Origin of the sequence: Paraburkholderia sp. Ac-20342, assembly GCF_017104985.1 — a bacterium.
Lineage (GTDB): Bacteria > Pseudomonadota > Gammaproteobacteria > Burkholderiales > Burkholderiaceae > Paraburkholderia.
This window is the reverse complement of sequence record NZ_JAAGPQ010000013.1, coordinates 32,613-52,330: the sequence shown is the minus strand read 5'-3', so window position 1 is coordinate 52,330 and position 19,718 is coordinate 32,613. Positions and strand designations below refer to the sequence as shown.

The following is a 19,718-nucleotide window of genomic DNA, read 5'->3' as shown; positions in this document are numbered from 1 at the left end:
ACATTCATAAGGAAACAAGATGGCGTTTATTTTCCCCCCTGAAGTGCACGTTGCCGTTCCCGTTTTCGGAACGGAAGATAGCGTTGCTGTACGCCGCGTCTACTGCGTCGGTCGTAACTACGCGGCACACGCCCGCGAAATGGGCTTCGATCCGGATCGCGAACCGCCGTTCTTCTTCTGCAAGCCGGACAATGCCGTCGTACCGGCCGCATATGGCGAAACGCTGGAACTCGCGTATCCGGCGCAGACGCAGAACTACCATTACGAAGCGGAACTGGTCGCCGTAATCGGTAAGAGCGGTGTGAACATTGCCGTTGAAGATGCGTTGTCTTATGTGTACGGCTACGCAGTTGGCCTCGACATGACGCGCCGCGATCTCCAGATGAAGATGCGCGAAATGGGCCGCCCGTGGGAACTCGGCAAAGCCTTCGACCGCTCCGCGCCGATCGGCCCGATCCACCGTGCGAGCGAAGTCGGTCACTTCGAGCAGGCGGGTATCTGGTTGACCGTGAACGGTGAAACGAAGCAGAAGAGCGATGTCACGCACCTGATCTGGTCGGTTGCCGAAACTGTTTCGTATCTGTCGCAATTCTTCCAGATCGAACCTGGCGATCTGATATACACGGGCACGCCGGAAGGTGTGGGTCCTGTCGTCGCGGACCAGACGATAAAGGTCGGCGTCGATCGCCTGGGCGAACTGACCGTGCTGGTTGTCTGATGGAACTACATAGCTTCTTCAACAGTTCGGCATCGTACCGCGTGCGGATCGCCCTCAATCTCAAGGGACTTCCGTACGAGTACGTACCGGTCAATATCCGCACCGGCGAGCATCGTGACCGGGAATACGTCGAGCGCATTAATCCGTCCGCGGGTGTGCCGGCGCTGGTCGATGGCGATTTCAGCCTCGGACAGTCGCTGGCAATTATCGACTGGCTGGATCAGATACATCCGGAGCCATTGCTGATTCCAGGTGAAATAGACGCGCGTGCTCGCGTTCTGGAATTAGCGACGCTCATCGCTTGTGATATTCACCCCGTGAACAACATGCGAATCCTGAAGTATCTGGACAGCGTATTGAAGGTCACACCGGAACAGAAAAACGCATGGTATAGGCACTGGATCGTGGAAGGCATGCAGGCAGTTGAACGTCTTCTGACTGATACAGGCGGCGACGACTGGTGCATTGGCGACGCACCTACGCTCGCGGATTGCTGCCTCATTCCTCAAATCGCGAACGCTGAACGCATGGGTTGTGACCTGACGCCATATTCGCGCAGCATGCGAATCTATCAGCACGCGATGCAGCACCCGGCTTTTTTCACGGCAGCACCAAAACAACAACCTGACTATACGAACTAGTCGGTAGCAGAAGGAGACAAAACAATGAAAAACTCTAAAAAAGCAGTGCTTGCGTGCGCGGTAGCATTGTGCGCCGCCTCCGCGGGGGCCACGGAAGGCGGCAATTCCGCCTACGTGATTGGAGCGCAGACGATCTTTCCCGGTACTCTTGATCCCGGTATGCAATTCCAATCGTTCACGGTGATCTATAACTCCGGGAATTTCAAGGATTCGAACGGCAATAACAAGTTCAAGCAGTTCTCGTCCAACGTTCAGGTGCAGGCGTTCCGCTTCCAGTATGTGCTGCCGGAAGAATTTCACGGCTTCCGCTTCGGCATGGCCGCGCTGTTGCCGTTCTTTCACATCAACACTTATCGTCAGCCGCCCGGCGGTGCGATGATTCACGGCAACGACACGGGCCTGTCAGATCCGCTGATTACTCCCGTCATGATCGGCAATAGCTTCAATGCGCCGTTTCTCGGACATGTGAATCAGGCAGTGCGATTGACGGTGAACGTGCCGATTGGCAATTACGCGGCGAGCCAGCCGTTCAACGTCGGTCACCATTACTGGGCGTTTTTGCCCAGCTACGGCATCGATGTACATCCCGACGACAAAACGACAATCGGGATGAACTTCACGTACATCTGGAATGGTCGCAATCTCAACGATGGGTACCGCAGCGGTCAGGAAACCGTGACGGAATTCGTTGCCATGCGCAAGGTGACGCCGAAACTGTCGTTGGGCTTGAACGGGTATTACTACAAGCAGATTTCCGGTGACGTACAGAAAAACGGAACTCCATTTAACGGTGATGGCTTTTACGGCCGCGCTGTCGCCATTGGGCCTCAGATCCAGTATCAGTTCACCAAGAAAACGGCTGTGACGGTGAAGTGGCAGCACGAAATGCTGGTGCAGAACCGTCCGCAAGGCGAGCGCATCTGGATGCAGTGGTCCTTTAAGCTCTGATGTAGCGCGCCGCCTCTCTTGTGGAGCGGTATGTCATTCGAGCATGGTAAAAACAAGCAGGTGTAAATGAAACGTTTGATAGTAGGTATCACTGGGGCTTCCGGTGCGATTTACGGCGTCAGGACCCTCGAAATCCTGCGTGGGCAAGCGGATGTCGAAACGCATCTGGTCGTTTCGCCGTCAGGCTTGCGGACGCTTGAAGAGGAAACCGGTCTTGGACTGGCACGTTTGCGTGAGCTTGCGGACGCAACGCACAGTTACAAGGACATTGGCGCTTCACTTTCCAGTGGTTCATTTCGCACTTGCGGCATGCTGGTTGCGCCGTGCTCGATTCGTGCATTGAGCGGCATCGCCAATTGCTATGACGCGGACCTCATCACACGCGCGGCTGATGTTTGCCTGAAAGAACGTCGTCGCGTCGTGCTGATGCTTCGCGAGACGCCTTTTCACGCCGGGCATATCGAACTGATGGCACAGGCGACGCGCAACGGGGCAATCATCATGCCACCGGTTCCTGCGTTTTACGCACAACCGAAGACACTTGACGATATGGTCAATCAGACTGTCTCGCGTGCACTGGATCTGTTCGATATCGATGTCGGTATCGCGAAGCGCTGGAACGGCGGACAAAAATTCAAGGTGCAACAGGAAGTCGAAAAAGTACAGAACGTCGGAGACAGAACATGAGCACAACGAGTATGAATGCAGCACCGATCACGGTGGAAGACTGGCTGGCAACGCGGCGCGTCAACGTGTTCCAGATTTTTACGACGGTGTTGTGCGGCCTCGCGGTGTTTCTCGACGGCATCAGTACGCAGATTATCGGATATACCGCACCTGCCATTCATAACGCGCTGCATCTGGATCATCAGCAGATGGGCACAATTTTCTCCACGGGCCTTTTGGGCTTGCTTATCGGAGGCTTCAGTTGCAGTGTGCTGGCGGACCTATACGGTCGCCGCCGTATGCTGATTGCCTGCACGATAATTTTCGGTATTTTCACGGTAGCAACCGGTATGGCTACATCGCCATCTGAAATGCTCGCGTGGCGTTTCATCGCCGGTCTGGGCCTCGGTGGCGCGATGCCCACTGCAATCACGCTGACGGCAGAAATCGCCCCGGCCCGCGCACGCAGCGTTATGGTGATGTCCATGTTCTGCGGTTTTCCCGCTGGTGGCGCAATTGCTGGAGTACTGGTTTCGTCCATTTTGCCGTGTTACGGCTGGGAAGCGGTGTTCTACACCGCCGGCGCCGTTTCGCTGATCGTCGCGCTCGCACTCATCATGTGGTTGCCCGAGTCGCTGGTGTTTCTCGTGAATCGCAATGCGGATGCAGCACGTATCGAGCAGGCGAAGCAGCGCATTTCGCCGCTGAGCGATATTGTCGAATTTACGCGCGATGAGAAGAGAAGCAGCACGCCGGTCGCTGGACTGTTCCAGGAGGGGCGAGCACCCGGCACACTTATCCTGTGGGTGATTTATTTCATTAGCCTCCTGGAAATTTATTTCCTGGCCTCGTGGCTCCCGACCGTGCTCAACAGTGATGGCCGTTCGCTTGCGAATGCTGCATTGGGTACGTCGCTGATGCAGTTTGGTGGCGTTGCCGGTACGTTTGTCTTTGGCCGCTTCATGGATCGCCTGAATCCGCACCGCGTGCTGATGGCTTGCTATCTCCTGGGTTGTTTCTTCATCGGCTCTATCGGCTTCCTGTACAAGAGCAGCATCATCCTGCCGACGCTGTTTCTCGGAGGCATGTTTCTGATCGGCGCTCAATCTGGCCTGAGCGCTGTATCTTCAGTGTTTTATCCGACGAGTGCTCGTGCCACCGGGGTAGGCTGGAATCTGGGCGTGGGTCGTATCGGCTCGATCTGCGGCCCTATGGTTGGCGCGTTACTGCTCAGCAAGAATTTCAGCGTGCAGTCGATGTTCATCTGGATTGCGGTGCCGATGTTTATCGCTGCTATCTTCTCGATGGTTCTGCAATACGTTCGCCCCAAAAACTCCTGAACGGAATCTGTCCGTGCTTTCGTATGGACAACACAAGGAATACATGATGACAAACCACACTCCGCACGCCGATCTGCGTGAATTTCTCGAACGTTGCGACGCCGCGGGCGAACTCGTGCGCATGAAGGGCGTACATTGGGATCTGGAAATGGGGGCGATTGCGGAAATCGTCAATCACAAGCGCGCCGAAGCACCCGCGATCCTGTTCGAAGACATCCCGGATTATCCCGGTATGCGCGTGCTGTCGGGCGCAACGAATTCATCGAAGCGACTGGCAATCACACTGGGTTTTCCGGAACCGGCACACCCGATGGATGTGGTGCAGGCGTACCGCAATCGCATGAAGACATTCCAGCCGATTCCGCCGCGAGAAGTCGAAACCGGCTCGATCTTTGACGTTGTCGACCGCGATGACGATGTAAACGTACTCAAATTCCCGGTGCCGAAGTTGCATGAACTGGACGGCGGGCGCTACATCGGCACGCATGACCAGGTCATCATGCGCGATCCGGATGAAGGCTGGATCAACCTCGGCACCTACCGCGTGATGGTGCACGATGAAAAGAGCGTCGGTCTATGGATGTCGCCAGGCAAACAGGGTCGTCAGATTCGCCAGAAATACACGGATCGAGGCCAGCCTACGCCGGTCCTGATTTGCGTTGGCATGGACCCGCTGATGTTCCTCGCGTCGGGCAACGAACTGAAATGGGGGTTGTCCGAATACGATTACGCTGGCGGTCACCGTGGCGCGCCGTTCGAAACGGTCAGGAGCGAACTGTATGGCCTGCCGATGCCGGCGCATGCGGAAATCGTGCTCGAAGGCGAAATCATGCCGGGCGACGACAAGATCGAAGGCCCGTTCGGTGAGTTCACCGGCTACTATGCGAACCATCCGAGCGAACAGCCGGTGGTGCGTGTGCGTCGTGTCTATCATCGCAAGAATCCGATCTTGACGATGGCATCTCCGATGCGCCCGCCTTCGGATTTCAACTTCTCGAAGTGCGTCATGAAGTCCGGCATGATCTGGGATGAAATCGAAAGTGCCGGCCTGGCTGGTGTGAAGGGCGTGTGGGTTCACGAGGCCGGAGCCGCGCGCATGTTCAATGTGATTTCCATCAAGCAGGCGTTTGCCGGTCACGCCAAGCAGGCGGGGCTGCTGGCCGCGGGTTGTCAATCGGGTTCGTATATGGGCCGCTACGTTGTGGTCGTGGATGATGATGTAGATCCGAGCGACATGTTTGACGTGATGTGGGCGATCTGCACGCGCGCTGATCCGGCGCAGGACATCGACATCATTCGCCGTGCGTGGAGCGGCCCGCTCGATCCGATTTACGATTCGGCTTCGTCCACGAACTCGCGTGCGATCATCGACGCGTGCCGTCCGTTCGAACGCATCAAGAACGGTAGCTTCCCGCCTGTTGCGCGGGGGTCGAAGGAGCTGATCGCGCAGGTGGAGGCGAAATTCGCAGATGTGCTGAAGAAAATCTAAGCTTTCCTGTGCATTAGAACAACACGTCTGTTGAATTTGAAATGCGCCCCAAAGGTTGGACACTAACCTAACCTTTGGGGTGACCAGGGGGCCTTGAACAGTCTGGTCGACGAGGACGAAGCGGCGCGGCGCATCGACGTCCACAAACCGGTCGCGGAGGAGGCTGCTGGTGCCTGTGCCGTGTTCGGGATGAGCGATGTCTACCTGGAGGTTTGCGACGCATCATATTCTCAGGTCGAGTGGTGCCTGCTTGCCTTCCTGATCGGGTTCCCTGCATTCGTGGTGAACCGATATGGCCGGAGGACGTCGAGGCTGCTGCAACAATGCTCAGCCAGCCGGGGTAACGGAAGTTTGACGGGTTCCAGGGCCGTCTCGTGCAGCGATCTGACAAGTTGCTTGCGAAACGTCCGGTATCTGGCCCGCCGTCGCGCACCAACAGGTTTTCACATTTGTTCCGTATATAAGAACGCATTTCCTTTATAGTTAACACATGGTAAGTAAAAACCCGTATAATGGTTTCCACGGGTTGCCTTGGTGCGCCACCCACGAATCGCTACGGGACTCTCACATGAAATCGCTCATCAATATTGCCTTCGCAGTTGCCCTTATCGCTCCGGTGCTGTCGCATGCCGCTGAGCCGCTTACGCACGCGCAGGTACGCGCGGAACTGATTCAACTGGAAGACGCGGGCTACGACCCTGCCGACGTCAACGGCTACCCGAAGAACCTGAAGCACGCGCAGACCATCCTGGCGCAACAGAACGAAGCCAATACCGCGTACGGTTCGGATATTGCTGGTGCGTCGCAATCCAGTGGCATGAAGCAATCCATCGCAAAGTAAAAAAGCTGCCTTGAACCGAGGCAGCTTTTTATCGAAGGAATGCGGAGCCTAGCTCAGAAACAGGTGGTTAAAGAGGTTGTTCCATTTGGTGCGCTCGGCTGCTGACATTGCAGGATCGACAGGCGTTATCTGGCTATTCTGGAAAGGTGACGCGATATTCCGATGCGTCGGAACATAGTCCATGTTCGCCAGAATTTTTTGCGCCTCCAGCGAGAGCATGTAATCGTAGAGCAATATGCCCGCAGCCGGATGCGGTGCATGTTTGAACAGGGCAATGCCATTCGCTCGCGCCACCGCTGGCTGCAACAGGAACCAGTCGATAGCCGCATTTTTGCGCTTCGCCTGCATGGGCATGTAGTTGTACGTCTCGAGCGCGAGTGGCACTTCGCCTGAGGCAACCATATTGTTCAGCAATGAGTTGCCGTTGCGGACAGACACACCATTAGTGGCGATCAATTCCTTGAAGAAGGCAATGCCTTTTTCGGTGCCCATCTGCTGACAAATGGTTGCAAACCAGTCGGAGCTCTTCGACTCGATGCCGAGTTTGCCTTTCCATTTCGGCAACAGCAGATCGTCAAAGGAAGAGGGCAGGTCTTCTTTTCTGATGGTGTTCGTGTTGTAGGACTGAACCCAGACAGAGAGCAGTGTCGAAGCCCACATGCGATGTTCCGGCACCGATCCTGGAATCAGGTCTGCGAACATGGGCGAGGCGACAGGCTGCAACAGGTTCTCCTGTCGCAGATTATTCAGGAATGAAGAGCCGACATGCACATTGTCGGGCATGAAACGGCCGGCTCGCGCTTCTGAAACGGCGCGTTGCACGACTTGCTCATCTCCTGCACGCCAGGTATTGACCTTGACGCCGTATTTTTTCTCAAACGGATTGAACAATGGTTCGAGGTCCGATTTTGCGATCGTGGTGTAGAAGTTCACTTGCCCTTCTTTCTTTGCCGCTGCGAGAATCCGGGCTGCGCGATCCGATCCGGCATAGTTTGCCAGCGCAAGATTCGACGAATTCTCCTCGGCCGATCTGGCATGGAACGGCACGAATGCCGCGCTCGATGCGAGGCCCAAACTGGCTTTCAAAATGGTACGTCGAGTAGTCATCCTGTCTCCATGTTTGAAATAAAACGCCCCGAATGTGGCAGCATTCAGGGCTGTAGTTGGCGCGTGCCCGTGTATCGCGCGATTCGCGCACCTGCATCAATTCGGTCTGCATAGTTTCATGCATCTGCGCATCGAGCGCAGAAAACGGCTGGTCCATCAACAGTACTTCGGGCTCTACTGCTAGTGCGCCTGCGAGGCTCGGGTGTTCGCGCATGCCACGGAATAACTGACGTGGTTAGGTTTCTTGAATCCATCGGGTCCGATTCGTTACAACAATGCGCGCACGGCATGGTTCGACATCGTTGGTGCGACCGGCAATTTTGCTCGCTGCCCGCATTCGGGAACGATCTGCGTTGAATTAATTGGTAATCAATCCCGTCATGTGTAAATTAGTAATTTCCCCATGGCGGTCCTATAATAATGAGATAGTGATCTGACAAATCAGACGTCCACACCCCAGAGGTAAGGCCATGAAACTCCTGATCAATGCTGTTTGCGCTGCTGCCATCCTTGTTCCAATGTTGTCGCATGCTGCTGAGCCCATCACGCACGCCCAGGTGGTCAAGGAACTTGAGCAACTGGAAGCGGCGGGCTACAACCCCGGTGTCGCCGACGACAGCTATCCGGAGAATCTGGAGCAGGCGAAGGCCGTCCTCGAGCAGCAACAGAACGCAGCGACTTCTTGGGGGCCGGACATGCACGGCACAACGCAATCGGGTCATTAAACGGCCTCGCGCGAACAAAGCCGTTTCAGACCTGCTGGCGTTCAGAGTCGGCGCCACACGCCGGGCATCGCGACTACCTGTCCTGTGCCGTGTCAGGATCGCCAGTACCATTGGGATCAGGCTGAGGCGCCTGCCTTGACTGCGGCACGCTTCGGATCACGCTGTTCCGGATACACGTATGGCCCGAGACACATGATCGAGACGACGGCGATCGAAATAAATCCCGAGAACGTCCAGAGGGCAATCGTGTAGGAGTGCGTGAGGTCGAACGAGAGTCCGGATGCGAAGATCATGATGCCCGCACCCCATCCCCACGCCATCCACATCGCACCACATACCCGGCCAAACAGGCGCAGATCGAAGTAGCGGCTTACGATGAACGTAATGATGTCCGCTTCCGCGCCAATTGAAACGCCAATCAGTCCGGCGGCAATCATTGCGGTGTAACCGGTCGCGCCCGTTGCGAGAATGAGCACGCCAATGAGCGTTAGCGAGAACGACATCGCAGCACAATAGGGCGCATGAATCCGGTCCATCAACCAGCCAGCGAGCAGACGGCCGAGCGCTGATGTCAAACCGGCGATCGACAGCATCGTTGCGGCAGCCGACACTGTTTCGCCGCGATCGCTCATCATGGGTACGAGTTGCGAAAGCAACGCGAGCAGCACGCCGGACACACAGAAGATCGAAAGGCCCAGCAGGCGGAAAGTCCGATCCTTGAGGAATAGCGACCAGAGCGATGGTAGTTCGCGTCTCGCTTCATGCGCCTTACGCACGAGTTCTTCGTCGACGCCCGGCGGCATTTTGACGAGGAAGTAAAGCGCGGGAACGGAGAACATGGCCATCAACGCAGCGACGCCGAAATAGCCTGCACGCCAGCCAAAGTGTTTCAGCAGGTAACCCGCATAGTGCGGCATGAACATCGCGCCCACTGCCGTGCCGCCAACCATCAAGCCCAGTGCCAGGCCACGCTGGCGGTCGAAGCGAGCGCAGATTACTTTCGCATAAGGCAGTGCATTCGTACTGGGTGCGAACAGGCCGACCGCAACGAATGCCAGTGCGAATATCCATGGAGACGCCGGCAACACACCTACGAGAGCCGTCGATGCCGCAAACAGGATCAGAAATAACAGGGTGGGGCGGCGCACACCCATTTTGTCGATGAGCGAGCCGAGGAGGATGGTGCCGGGTCCCATCGAAAATTCGAAGACGGTCAAGCCGAGCGAAACCTGTGCACGGCTCCAGTGATTCTCCGCGGCGATCGCCTTGATGAACATGCCGAACATGAATGCCGACAATACCCCCGCGCCGACGGAAACACAGACTGCGCCGCCGAGTACTGTCCACCATCGATTGATGTCGCGCTGCAAAATATTCTCCTTGTTACGCGCCGAGTGCGGAAAGCAGGTCGTCCAGATAACCGGCCTTCGTCGGAAGAACCATCATCGTGCTGTAAGGACGCAACATATCGGCCGTGCTGTTCGATTTCCTGTCGGAAGGACTGATTACGACGGATACGGTGACGCCATGCATGCGATACGTCCTTGCCGCGATTGCCATCGCTCGGGCATCGTCACCGTCGCGGCCCGAAATGACGACCGTATCGGGCGTGCCGAGCCATTCGCTTAGCACCTCGGAGTCCAGGTCAGCACTTGCATCAGAGCTTTGCGAAAGCGCGGCGAGATCGCTCGCCATCGCAAACTCCACATCGGCGTATGTGCGGCAGCTTGCGACTTCGGGGTCGTTATCCGTCAGCGCGATTACGCGAATGCGCCGAGGAGAAGAATTCGGCGTCTGAATTCTGTAACGCACTTCGGATGGGGTCTGGTAATCAGGCATAGCTTACTTCCACGGATCGATCGTCATGTGAATCGCACCGCTGACACCTTCGCCCTGCAAGGTGCGCAACGCCAGGTCCGTGTCGTCGAGACCGAACGTGTGCGTGCTCATCTGCGTAACGTCGTGGCGGTTCGCGGCGATCAATTGCAATGCGAGTTCTACGGACTGGTAACTGTGACCGCGCATGCCTTTCACCGTGAGAAAGCGCGCGATGATCATGTCGCTGTTGAATTCGGGAATCGGCACGCGTTTTTGCCCACCGAGCACGACCGTTCCGCGCTTTCGTGCAAGCTGGATTGCGGAGACGACGGTGGCCGGACCGCCCGATGCGCAATCGATCACGAGGTCGGCCATCGAGCCGCCCGTGAGGTCGGCGACGCGTTCGAGCACGTCTTCCTGATCGACCTCGATCGTGTGATCCGCGCCGAGCCGTTTTGCCAGTGCAAGACGTTCGCGGTCGGTGTCCGTCGACAGTCCCGTGACGATGATTTTTTCGGCACCCGCTTCGCGCGCTGCAACGACGCACGACAAGCCCTGTTGTCCAGGACCCTGGATGACGACTGCCTGGCCCGGACCTGCACCGCCCTGCAAATAAGCCCATTCGATGCCGTTACCAAGAGGCAAGGCAAGTGCCGCGTGTTTCGGTGCGACGCTCGAGGGGACGCGGTGAAATACGGTGTTCAGCTGCAGGTACTGGTATTGGCTGAAGCCACCCCAGAAAGACGGTGCGGTCTTCAGACCGGTTGCGCCATAACGCAGACCGTTCAGGCGCCAATCTGTTGCGTTGCACAGGCGGAATTCGTTCGACAGGCAATATTCGCAATGACCGCACGGAACGTATTCTTCGAGCGCGACGTAATCGCCTTCTTTAAGCCCCCAACGTGTGCTGGCAAGCTCGCCTGCTTCTTCGATATGGCCGACTGTCTCGTGCCCGAGAATCAGCGGCCCGCGGCTTTGAGGAAGTTGCTGGTAATAAGGGCCATCGCTGCCGCATACGCCCGTAATCGCAACGCGAAGCAATCCGGTAGACGGCGTAATTGCCGGGCGCTCGAATGTCTGAATCTCCGTGCGTGATGGTTCGACAGCAACAGCCGCCTTGAAGTGACGTGGGGTGAGTTGGATCGTGTCGTTCATACGTAGTGCGCGTGCGAAATTTCCGAAATAACGCGAGGCTCCATGCAACAGAGCCTCGCACGTCCATCAACCGGTTTTAGAAGCGATGCCGAAGAAGGAGCTTGACTGCAACCTGCGTGGGCGTTGAAGAGCTGCCGAGCGAGCCGATCGTTGCGACCGCGGACTTGCCGGTCGAATCGATACCGGAGGCGAGTTGCCATACGCCGCTCAATTGAATGTCGGTGCGTTTGGAGAGGAAATAATCCGGTCCGGCGTTGACCTGGTGATAGTGCGCCGCCCTGCCCTGCGCGCGCACTGTCGTGTAGTCATACGCTGCCGCAAGCAGCAGTGTCGGCATCACGCGGTAGCGAATGTTGCCTTCGTAGCTGTTGAACGTCGCCGACCCGGTATTCGGCGTCGTTTTCGTTGGCAACATATTGCTGAAGACGGTTCGCGTGTACACGAAGCTGACCTGGCCGCCGGTGCCGAATTTGTAGCCGACACCTGCTGCGAAGATGGCTTGCGTGTCTGCGGACAGGAAGCCGCTGAACGATGGCGACTTGCCGGGCGACGAGAAGGCCGACGTGCCGGGTGCAGCAGCACTGTCGTAAACCGACACCGCCGGATTGTTCAGATTCTCGTACGCGATTGCGCCGATAATCGGGCCGGAATCGTATGTCGCCGCAGCCTGATAACGACGGTTGGTGGCGAAGCTACCCGGTGCGCCGCCCGGTGCGAATAACAGATCGAGCTTGACGCCGGCATACGTCGGCGAGATATAGCGGATCGAGCCATCCATCCGGAAATTGGCGTTCAGGTTGTCGAAGTCGCCCACGTGACTGCCGATCCACGCCCATATTCCGGTCGAGGACAGGCGCTCGCCGACATCGTCGTGCATGGCATCGTATTGACGACCGAACGTGAGCCTGCCGTACGGCGTTTGCAGACCCATCCATGCCGAGCGGCCAAAAAGACGGCCGCCTTGCGAGAGCGTGCCGGCAGAACCGTCGAAACCGTTCTCCAGGTCGAAGACGGCTTTCAGGCCGCCGCCAAGATCTTCCGTACCGCGCAGACCCCAGCGACTACCATTGGTCTGACCTTTGATGAGGCCAACCACGGCGCCACCGCCCTGATTGTTGATGTAGTTGATCCCCTCGTTCACAATGCCGTACAACGTAACCGAACTTTGTGCGTGGGCAACGCTTGCAATACTTGCAAGAGCGGGGAAGGACATCAGTGCGAGTATTTTTTTATTCATGAGTCTCCGACCTTGATTTAATAAAAATTCAGTGTGGATCGACAGATATCTGCATGCAGAAATGCCGCAATTTGTAGAAATAAGTATACCTAATGAAAAAGGATATACTTTGCGATCTGGTACAAACCCCTGCTGGAACGCGGCACTAAATGCACGGCCTATCCCGTGTTAAATGAAACACACGCATAAGATTCCATGACGGATAAAGATTATCCGCGTGGAAAGCAGTCCTTATAATAATAATGATACTTTGGGTCTGCCTGAAAGAAGAAGTGCGTGGACCAGACGCACCTCTTTCTGATCGGGACTTAATTCATGCCGTTGAATACGGTATTGAACAGCGCCTGGTTTTTCGCCTGGTTGTCGATGATGTCCTTGTTCGAGATGATCTGCATCGCCACGCTCGGCAGCTTGTGCTTGACCGTCGTATTCGTCACAGCCATATCGTGATCGGCATACATGGCCTGGCCTTCGGTCAGCAGGAAATCATAAAACAGCACGGCCGCGTTCGGATGCCTCAGCATGTGCGCGACACCGACGCCGTTCGGCTGGGTGATGGCCGATCCAATCGAAAACCAGTCGATGGAAGCGCCGGCCTCCTTCATGGACTGGACCTTGTAGTTGTAGATGCCGAAAGCCATCGGCACGTCACCCGAGGCGACCAGATTCGCCAGCAGCGTATGGCCGCGACGCACGGACACGCCGTTTTTGGCAACGATCTGCTTGAACAGGTCGATACCCGGCTGACCACCGAGTTCCTGCACCGTGCCTGCGAACCACGGGATCGAATCCTGGCCTTCCACGCCGAGCTTGCCTTTCCATTTCGGGTCGAGCAGATCCTTGTACGTCTTCGGCAGGTCTGCCTTCTTGATCAGGTTCGTGTTGTACGCGACGGTGAACACGTTCAGGCGCGTCGCCGTCCAGGCGTTGTTGTCCTGAATCGCTTCGGGAATCAGCGATTTCAGAACCGGCGAGTTGATTGGCTGCAACAGTTTTTCGCGGTACATCGCTTCGAGCTGCGGGCCGTTGGTTTCGAACACGTCCGCTTCGTAGCGGCCGGCACGGCCTTCCGAAATGGCGCGTTGCAGAATGCCCGAAGCGCTTGAACGCCAGACAGTCACGTGTACGCCGTATTTCTTTTCGAAGGCCTGCACGACCGGATTGAAATCGTCAGGCGGCAGCGACGCATATACCGTCAGTTTGCCTTCTTCCTTCGCCCCGGCGATCAACTTTTGCATGCGATCCGCGCCGTTGTATTGCGCGACGGATTCGCTCGATACATAACCGGCTGCGAAAGCGGGACTGGAACCCATGAACGTCAGCGCGGCACCCAGAAGCCCAGCAATGGCTGCGAGGCGGAAATTACTCTTCATCGAGAGTCTCCGATGTGTTTATTTTCGGCAGGGGCACATCGGCCTGATGTACCCCACACCTTTAGCCGTACCGGATTAGCGGTTCAGCGGCAGGAATTCAAACCGCGAGCGGCGGCAGCGTTTCCAGTTCCTTCGTGTATGCGCCATCCATCTGCATCGAGAGGCCGATCTTTTCCAGTTCCGACGAGAACGTCGAACGGATGACCGGGTTTTCGTCCGCATAGTCGATCTGGCAACCGCCGATGCGACGCGAAATCCAGGCCTTCGGCACGCCTTGCGAATTGCGCTGCGATACGACTTCGTGCTTGAGCGCGAGGTAACGCGACGGATTCGGGTTCGTGTTGAAGTGCTGGTGGAACTCGCCGTTGGACGGCGTGATGAGCGAACCGGTTTGCCAGTCGTAACGCTTCGGCTCTTCGCCTTCGCGCCACATCATCGAGTAACCCGAACCGCTCATGATGATGACGTGCGCGCCGGGACCATGCGAGTGCGCTTTCTTGTACGTCGAGGTCGGGAATTGCGAAATGTGGCTGTTCTGCGAGCCGCGTGCCATGCTGAAGCGGATGTGACCGCCGCCGGCACCACGTTCGGCGGCGCTGATCAGCGGCAGGTTCACCGCATCGGCGACGAAATTCGTGTCCATCAGCAGGCCTTTCTGTTCGCCGCCGTTGGCGAAGTAATCGGGCTCGCCATTGAAACGGTTCTTGAAATCGTACGCCGTGCCGAAGATGAAATCGATGTCTTCGAGCGCGTTGATCGTAGGCGGACCGTTCGTGACCGCGACGAAACGCGCGGCGTCCTTGCCGGACGTATTGTAGTGCGTGTGCCAGCAGTTCAGCGGGATCGCGAAGAGGGCCCCGGCTTGCCATTCGAACGTGACTTCCGCGCCGGCTTCGTTGCGAACGGTAGTCGATCCCCGGCCACTCAGAACGTAGATCATTTCTTCGAACAACTGACGCTGCGGCGCAAGCGATTTGCCCGGCGGAATTTCGCAGACGTAGCAGTCGTTCGACGTGCGCGACGCTTCGTGGTTGATGTAGACGCCCTTGCCGCCGCGACGCGCCCAATCCTTCAGATCGACCGTACGCAGGTCCTGGATGTAATGACCGTCGATAATGTCCAGGCCTTGCTGGGCAACCCAGCGCGTATACGCGGTTTCCTTTTCGGAAGCGAATTTCTTCGCCATGTCCTCGGAAACGACTGCGTTCTTGCTCATTTACTTCTCCATTCAATGCGGGTTGCGTATACAACAAGTTAGCTCGCAGACCTGCAAGCTAACCGATCCGGGTACGCCTTAGACGGTCGCCGTATTCTTCAGGTACTCGCGAATCTTCTCGGCCGTGAGCGTCACGCTCGGGTCGTATTCCGGCGCGTCTTCGAGCTGTTGGAGATCGTTGAGGCCGCACTTCCAGAAAATGCGGTTGATCGCGGAGATCAGGCGTACGGGGCGCTCCGGGTCCGCGTTGAAATGCTGATGCGCGGTGCCGGGCGGAATATAGATCACGTCGCCGGCTTCCCACTCGAAGCGCTTGAGTTCGCCGACCGGCTTCCACGCGTACTGATCGACGATTTCGACATCGTAGTCCTGGTGCAGGTCATAGCCGCGACCTTCGAGCACGTACAGGCACTCTTCGGCCAGGTGACGGTGTTTGCCCGACTTGCTGCCCGGCGGAATGATCTGCATGTACGCGTCGACCGTCTCCATGCGCGTGTTCATGCCTTCGTTCAGCAGGTGCTTGAGCAGGCCTTGACGCGACATTTCCCACGGCATGTTTTCCGGCCGCACGATCTTTGCGCGCTTGGCGTTGCGCTCCGGAGCCTGTTCGGCGTTTTCCAGAAGGCCCTTGTAAAGCGCGCTATTTTCCTTGCCTGCCAGCCAGTTTCCCGATTCGGTCCATGCCATGATCAGTAGCCTCCTTCCGGATGATTGAAATCAGTTTCTTCCATGCGCGCGACGAAACCAACGCCGGTCGGCGACGGCTCGTCAGGGCGAGGTTCGACGGTCTTCTGGAACAGCATGTTCATGAACATGAACATCGGCTTCGTCTTGATGACGAGCGCACGCGCGGGCTTGTCCAGGCTGCGGTTGAAGTGCTGGTGCACGCAGTTGTTGTGGACGATCGCGATGTCGCCGGCTTCCCAGTCGTAGCGGATGCCGTCGTGTACTTCGTAGCCGATGCCGTCGAGAATGTAGAACGCCGCTTCGTTCACGTGGCCGTGCTTCTGCGAGTGACCGCCCGGCGAGTACTCCTCGATATGAAGGTGGAACGTTTGCGTGATTCCGTTCTTCGGCTGCACGTAGTGGCGGCTGAAGGTTTGCGGTCCCTTGCTGAACTTGACTTCCTTGCCTTTGCGCACGCGCGGAACCGAACGCAGACGCTCCAGTTCCGTGCTCAGGCTGTACGCCCCTTCGATACCGCGCACGAAAATGCGATTCTTCACATTGCCAGCGGTGCTGTGATGCGATTCCTCAGCGCGCTGATCTTCCTCATACATCGTGTTTGTGTCGATGTTTGCTTCAGACATAGTGCCTCCTTGTTGGTACAGCGAATTTACTGCGGGTTCAGCGCGACACAGCGGGCTGGATCAATGGTGACCCAGATCTTCGAGCCGACCGGCTGGCGATGCGACGGATGCGCACGCGCGAGCAAAATCTGTTCACCGACCTTGATCTGCAAATCAAGCGTTTCGCCAAGGAATACTTTGGAATAGACGGTGCCTTCGAACACGTTGCCGTGTTCGAGCGTCGGCTTGTTATCGAAGATTTCCAGGTTCTCCGGGCGCAACGACACGACGGCTTTTGCACCGGCATTCATGCCGTCGCCGTGAGCCACCGTGATCGGGCCGATGCTCGAATGAACGGTCAGATTCTGACCGTCCGTGTCCCGGACCGTGCCATCGACAAAGGTCGTCGTGCCGATGAAATCCGCCACGAACCGGTTGGCCGGCTGTTCGTAGATATCGCGAGGCCGCGCCTTCTGAACGATGTGGCCGTCCTTCATGATCGCGATTTCGTGCGACATCGCGAGCGCTTCTTCCTGGTCGTGCGTCACGTAGATCGTCGTGACGTTCAGCTCGCGCTGCAGACGCTTCAGCTCGAAACGCATCTTGTCGCGCAGCTTCGCGTCGAGATTCGACAGCGGCTCGTCGAGCAGCAGCAGTTTCGGCTCCATCACGATTGCACGGGCGAGGGCCAGACGTTGCTGCTGGCCGCCGGACATCTTCGTTGCATCGCGATCGGCAGCATGATCGAGGCCGACCGCGGTGAGTGCGCGCATGACCTTGTCGGCAATCTGCTGTTTCGTGAATTTCTTCGTGCCGACTTCAAGCGGAAAGCTGCAATTCTTGAAAACGGTCATGTGCGGCCAGATCGCGTACGACTGAAACACCATGCCGAACTGACGTTTATTGGGCGGCACGAAGGTCTTGCGATCCGCGTCGAAGACGGTTACGCCGCTCGCCGTGATTTTTCCGCCATCGGGTTTTTCGAGGCCCGCAATCGAGCGCAGGGTCGTGGACTTACCGCAGCCGCTCGGGCCGAGCAACGTGAACAGCTTGCCTTCAGGCACCTCGAAACTCACGTTTTCAATGCCCGCGACTTTCACGCCGTGACTGTCGAAATACGCCATGTTCAGATTCTGAATGTTTAGCATTGTCGTCTCAATAGTTTCTGTTATGGCGGGTTCAGACCGATTTCACGCCGAATTTGCTGCCCACCCACTGCGCGAGCGATACCAGCGCGAGCAAGCCAATCGCGAACATCACGCTTAACGCCGACAGTTCGACGTATTGCCCGTTTTGCCACAGTTCCCACACCACGACGGAAATCGTTTCGCTACCGGGGCTGTACAGCAGGATCGAAGCGGACAATTCGCGGATCGATACGATGAACACATAAATCCAGCCGCCCATCAGACCCGGTTTGAGCAGCGGCAAAACGATACGAAAGAACGTCGTGCCCCAGCCGGAACCGCACATCTCCGCCGATTCTTCCAGTTCCTTCGACAACTGAACCATCGAGGTCTGCGTATAACGCATGCCGTACGGCATGAATCGCGTGATGTATGCGATCAGGAGAATCCACAACGTGCCGTAGATGCCGACGTTGACGTTCAGGAAGAAGATCATGAATGCCAGGCCCAATACGAGGCCCGGAAACACCATCGGCAGCGATGCGAGGTTATCGAGCAGCCAGCGGCCCCGAATCTTCGTTTTGATCACGATCCAGCACACGATTGCGGAAAGCAGCATCACGCCCGTTGCGCAGGAAAACCCGAGAATCAGGCTGTTGCCGACGGCTTCCTTAAGTTCCGGATAGCTGAATATGTAGCGGTACGAGTCGAGCGTCAGGTGGCGCAGCGCTTCCATCGACGGCGGCGCATAGAACTTCTGGAACGACGACCATAGCAGAACGAGCAGAGGCAGCACCACGATCACAAGCGCATACAGCACGAAGATTGCCGCGGTGAGATAGCGCCATGCGCCAAGGTCGATGGTGCGTGCGCGGAACGCTTTGCCGGTGACCGTCGTGAATTTGCCGCCCTTGGCCAACAGGCGGCTCTGGACGAAGATGCCGACCGACGTGATGAGCAGCAGGATGGTGGAATAGGAAGAGGCCAGCCCGGTCGGTGTCGGATATTGCTGCAGTGCTTCGTAAATCGACGACGTGAGTACCTGAATTTTTACCGGCAGGCCGATCAGCGCAGGCACTTCGAACGATTCGACCGCGCGCACGAACAGGATCAGCACCGTCGAAACGATGGCCGGCACTGCGAGGCGAAACGTGATGCTGAACGTCGTCCTGAACAGGCTTGCGCCGCTCATGATGGCGGATTCTTCCAGCGACGGGTCCATGCCGCGAAACGCTGCCGACATCAGCAGGAACGCCATGGGCGAGTATTGCAAGCCGTCGATCCAGATCATCCCGCCCATACTGTAGATATTGAGCGGTGGATGCGAAAGGCCGAGCCAGTGCATCAGCGCAACGTTCAGCACGCCGATCTTCGGGCTGGCAAGCAGAATCCAGGCAATCGTGAAGAGAATCGCCGGATTGATGAGCGGAACGATCGTCACGATCGAAAAAAAACGCCGCAAGGGCGTATTGGTACGCTCGTTGATCCAGGCAAGACCCGAGCCGACAACGAACGAAACGAGTGCGGCACCAATGGCGAATTCCACCGAATTTGCGAAAGCCGACCAGGAGTCCGCGCTACCGAATGCAATCCGGTAATTGTCGAGGGTAAATACCGATGACGTATCCGCTCCCTGCGGCGTCATGAAGCTCTGCCATAACAGGAAACAAAGGGGAATCAACGCCAGCACCGCGACGATGAAGATTGCGCTGCCGATCACCAGCCATTTCGAGTCGAACCGCTTCCAGAACCGGGGCGGCGTATTGGTGACATCAAGTTGAAGCTCCACCAACTGTCTCCTTAGATAACTTCATTTCCGTTGTTCCTTTATATAGAACACCGTTTCTATATGAAGGTGCAGTTGCCGTATTGGGCGCGTCTGCTTGATTTTTGTCAAGATGTAAGGGGATCGGGTTAGCCCTAGTGTGGGCGGTTCTATTGATTGCTGCGCCGCGTTTTTTGCCGCGCAGCCAATAAGCGATGCCGGTATTTAAAGGGGAACAATTCTTTTATGCGGAGAGTCGTTCC

General features: G+C 57.0%; 19 protein-coding genes. 8 read left to right on the top strand and 11 right to left on the bottom strand.

Annotated elements, in window-relative coordinates:
• Positions 1 to 19: 19 nt before the first annotated feature.
• The 7 genes from G3N58_RS07565 (at position 20) to G3N58_RS07540 (ending at position 6,643) form a co-directional block, all read left to right on the top strand.
• Positions 20 to 718 carry a fumarylacetoacetate hydrolase family protein gene (locus G3N58_RS07565; RefSeq protein ID WP_205988657.1) on the top strand — a complete coding sequence of 233 codons (699 nt, stop codon included), beginning with the start codon at positions 20 to 22 and terminating at the stop codon, positions 716 to 718.
• Entirely contained in the window at positions 718 to 1,359 is a 642-nt protein-coding gene (gene maiA, locus G3N58_RS07560) for a maleylacetoacetate isomerase (protein ID WP_167039235.1), read from the top strand. The genes G3N58_RS07565 and maiA overlap by 1 nt, the downstream gene beginning before the upstream one ends.
• A gap of 24 nt (positions 1,360 to 1,383) precedes the next feature.
• Positions 1,384 to 2,307: a transporter gene (locus tag G3N58_RS07555; RefSeq protein WP_167039237.1), complete on the top strand. Its 924-nt coding sequence runs from the start codon at positions 1,384 to 1,386 to the stop codon at positions 2,305 to 2,307.
• Between the two features lie 66 nt (positions 2,308 to 2,373).
• Complete coding sequence (locus G3N58_RS07550; protein ID WP_167283615.1) at positions 2,374 to 2,994, top strand: UbiX family flavin prenyltransferase; 621 nt, start codon at positions 2,374 to 2,376, stop codon at positions 2,992 to 2,994.
• Positions 2,991 to 4,313 carry an MFS transporter gene (locus tag G3N58_RS34065; RefSeq protein WP_241017028.1) on the top strand — a complete coding sequence of 441 codons (1,323 nt, stop codon included), beginning with the start codon at positions 2,991 to 2,993 and terminating at the stop codon, positions 4,311 to 4,313. Before G3N58_RS07550 ends, G3N58_RS34065 begins: the two co-directional genes overlap by 4 nt.
• A 43-nt stretch (positions 4,314 to 4,356) precedes the next feature.
• Positions 4,357 to 5,802 carry a UbiD family decarboxylase gene (locus G3N58_RS07545; protein WP_346778246.1) on the top strand — a complete coding sequence of 482 codons (1,446 nt, stop codon included), beginning with the start codon at positions 4,357 to 4,359 and terminating at the stop codon, positions 5,800 to 5,802.
• Positions 5,803 to 6,370: 568 nt separating this feature from the next.
• Positions 6,371 to 6,643 (top strand): DUF4148 domain-containing protein, encoded by a 273-nt coding sequence (locus tag G3N58_RS07540; RefSeq protein ID WP_167283614.1) that lies wholly within the window; start codon positions 6,371 to 6,373, stop codon positions 6,641 to 6,643.
• A 48-nt stretch (positions 6,644 to 6,691) separates the two neighbouring features.
• Here G3N58_RS07540 and G3N58_RS07535 read toward each other — a convergent pair whose 3' ends face one another.
• A complete protein-coding gene (locus G3N58_RS07535; protein ID WP_205998866.1) occupies positions 6,692 to 7,750 on the bottom strand; it encodes an extracellular solute-binding protein in 1,059 nt (352 codons plus the stop codon).
• A 470-nt stretch (positions 7,751 to 8,220) separates the two neighbouring features.
• Here G3N58_RS07535 and G3N58_RS07530 point away from each other — a divergent pair, with 470 nt between their 5' ends.
• The gene (locus tag G3N58_RS07530) at positions 8,221 to 8,475 is read left to right on the top strand and encodes a DUF4148 domain-containing protein (RefSeq protein ID WP_167039246.1); all 255 of its coding nucleotides are present in this window, start codon (positions 8,221 to 8,223) and stop codon (positions 8,473 to 8,475) included.
• Positions 8,476 to 8,591: 116 nt separating this feature from the next.
• On the opposite strand, the gene G3N58_RS07525 is transcribed toward G3N58_RS07530, so the two are convergent.
• The 10 genes from G3N58_RS07525 to G3N58_RS07480 all read right to left on the bottom strand — a co-directional run bounded on the left by G3N58_RS07525 (position 8,592) and on the right by G3N58_RS07480 (position 19,479).
• Positions 8,592 to 9,845, bottom strand: a complete 1,254-nt coding sequence (locus tag G3N58_RS07525) for an MFS transporter (protein ID WP_167039248.1) — start codon at positions 9,843 to 9,845, stop codon at positions 8,592 to 8,594.
• Positions 9,846 to 9,858: 13 nt separating this feature from the next.
• On the bottom strand, positions 9,859 to 10,314 hold the full coding sequence (locus G3N58_RS07520; RefSeq protein ID WP_205998865.1) for a hypothetical protein: 456 nt from the start codon (positions 10,312 to 10,314) through the stop codon (positions 9,859 to 9,861).
• A 3-nt stretch (positions 10,315 to 10,317) separates the two neighbouring features.
• Complete coding sequence (locus tag G3N58_RS07515) at positions 10,318 to 11,448, bottom strand: zinc-binding dehydrogenase (RefSeq protein ID WP_167039252.1); 1,131 nt, start codon at positions 11,446 to 11,448, stop codon at positions 10,318 to 10,320.
• Between the two features lie 76 nt (positions 11,449 to 11,524).
• Positions 11,525 to 12,685, bottom strand: a complete 1,161-nt coding sequence (locus G3N58_RS07510) for a porin (RefSeq protein ID WP_167039254.1) — start codon at positions 12,683 to 12,685, stop codon at positions 11,525 to 11,527.
• Positions 12,686 to 12,993: 308 nt separating this feature from the next.
• The gene (locus tag G3N58_RS07505; RefSeq protein ID WP_205192628.1) at positions 12,994 to 14,058 is read right to left on the bottom strand and encodes an extracellular solute-binding protein; all 1,065 of its coding nucleotides are present in this window, start codon (positions 14,056 to 14,058) and stop codon (positions 12,994 to 12,996) included.
• 97 nt (positions 14,059 to 14,155) lie between these two features.
• Positions 14,156 to 15,274: a cupin domain-containing protein gene (locus G3N58_RS07500; RefSeq protein ID WP_167039256.1), complete on the bottom strand. Its 1,119-nt coding sequence runs from the start codon at positions 15,272 to 15,274 to the stop codon at positions 14,156 to 14,158.
• Positions 15,275 to 15,352: 78 nt separating this feature from the next.
• On the bottom strand, positions 15,353 to 15,961 hold the full coding sequence (locus tag G3N58_RS07495; protein ID WP_167039258.1) for a cupin domain-containing protein: 609 nt from the start codon (positions 15,959 to 15,961) through the stop codon (positions 15,353 to 15,355).
• Between the two features lie 2 nt (positions 15,962 to 15,963).
• Positions 15,964 to 16,584: a cupin domain-containing protein gene (locus G3N58_RS07490; RefSeq protein ID WP_167039260.1), complete on the bottom strand. Its 621-nt coding sequence runs from the start codon at positions 16,582 to 16,584 to the stop codon at positions 15,964 to 15,966.
• Between the two features lie 26 nt (positions 16,585 to 16,610).
• Positions 16,611 to 17,711: an ABC transporter ATP-binding protein gene (locus tag G3N58_RS07485; protein ID WP_205998864.1), complete on the bottom strand. Its 1,101-nt coding sequence runs from the start codon at positions 17,709 to 17,711 to the stop codon at positions 16,611 to 16,613.
• Between the two features lie 31 nt (positions 17,712 to 17,742).
• Positions 17,743 to 19,479: an iron ABC transporter permease gene (locus tag G3N58_RS07480; protein WP_345889881.1), complete on the bottom strand. Its 1,737-nt coding sequence runs from the start codon at positions 19,477 to 19,479 to the stop codon at positions 17,743 to 17,745.
• Positions 19,480 to 19,718: the final 239 nt, after the last annotated feature.